1 protein-coding gene is annotated in these 1,066 nt (G+C 67.3%); it reads left to right on the top strand.

Annotation, left to right across the window (positions count from 1 at the left end):
- Nucleotides 1-155: 155 nt before the first annotated feature.
- Nucleotides 156-1,066 (top strand): IS66 family transposase (locus CKO28_RS27710; protein ID WP_200344765.1); only part of this gene is annotated, 911 nt, incomplete at its 3' end.

Here is a 1,066-nt window from a genome sequence, read left to right as displayed (position 1 = left end):
GCTACGACCGGATCGAGATCCCGCCGGTCCGCCCGGACGTCACCCGCGTTCATCAGTACCAGGGCGAATGTCCCTGCTGCGGCGAGCAGTTCGCCGCGAGCCCGCCGGATGGGCTCAAGCCCGGCTCCCCGTTCGGGCGCAGCGTCGAGGAGAAGGTGATCTACCTGCACACCATCCACGCCATCAGCTACCAGCGTCTGTCGGCCTTGATGCTGGACATGTTCGGCGTGTCCATCAGCGAGGGCACGATCGCCAACATCCTCTCCCGCGCCAAGGAGCAGGTGGACGCCGCGGTCGCCGACATCACCGCCGAACTCCGCAAAGCCGGCGTGATCGGCTGCGACGAGACGGGCGCCCGGGTGGCCGGCCAGAAATACTGGCAGTGGGTGTTCGGCTGCGCCACCGCGGTGCTGCACAAGGTGGCGCCCAGCCGCGGCAAGGCGGTCGTCCGGGAGGTGCTCGGCGAGCACGTCCCCGCGGTCTGGGTCTCCGACCGCTTCGCCGCGCAGACCGGGCACGGTGAAAGCCGGCAGCTTTGCCTCGCCCATCTTCTGCGGGATGCGCAGTACGCGATCGATGCCGGCGACACGGTGTTCGCCCCACCGCTCAAGGACCTCCTGCTGCGCGCCATCGACATCGCCCGGCGGCGCGAAGAGCTCCAGGACAACACCCTCTACCAGTACCGATGTCGCCTCGACCGCGATCTCGACGACCTGGTCACGCGGCCAGCGGACAGCCGCGCCGGCGAGAAGCTGCGCCGGCAGATCCGGCGCGTGCGCTCAGAGCTGTTCTTGTGCGTCACCAACCCGGGTTGTGCCGGCGACCAACAACGCCAGCGAGCGCTACCTCCGCCCGGCCGTAATTTTCAGGAATTATGCGGAGCCCACGATTATGCGGAGTCCGCGGGCAAGAAAGGTCCGCAGCGTGGGTTGGAGACCGGATTCACTCTGCATAATCCGAAGGCCTGCTGTCCTTCTGTAGGTCTGCTGCCGCCCTTTCACACCGCTCTACATTCTGCGGGTCGAGGACGGGAGGCGCTGGAGCGAAGCTCAGACGTTGAACACCG

Origin of the sequence: Rhodovibrio sodomensis (assembly GCF_016583645.1) — a bacterium.
Taxonomy (GTDB): Bacteria; Pseudomonadota; Alphaproteobacteria; order Kiloniellales; family Rhodovibrionaceae; genus Rhodovibrio; species Rhodovibrio sodomensis.
The sequence above is the reverse complement of the archived record's forward strand: the minus strand, read 5'-3'. Positions and strand labels throughout refer to the sequence as shown.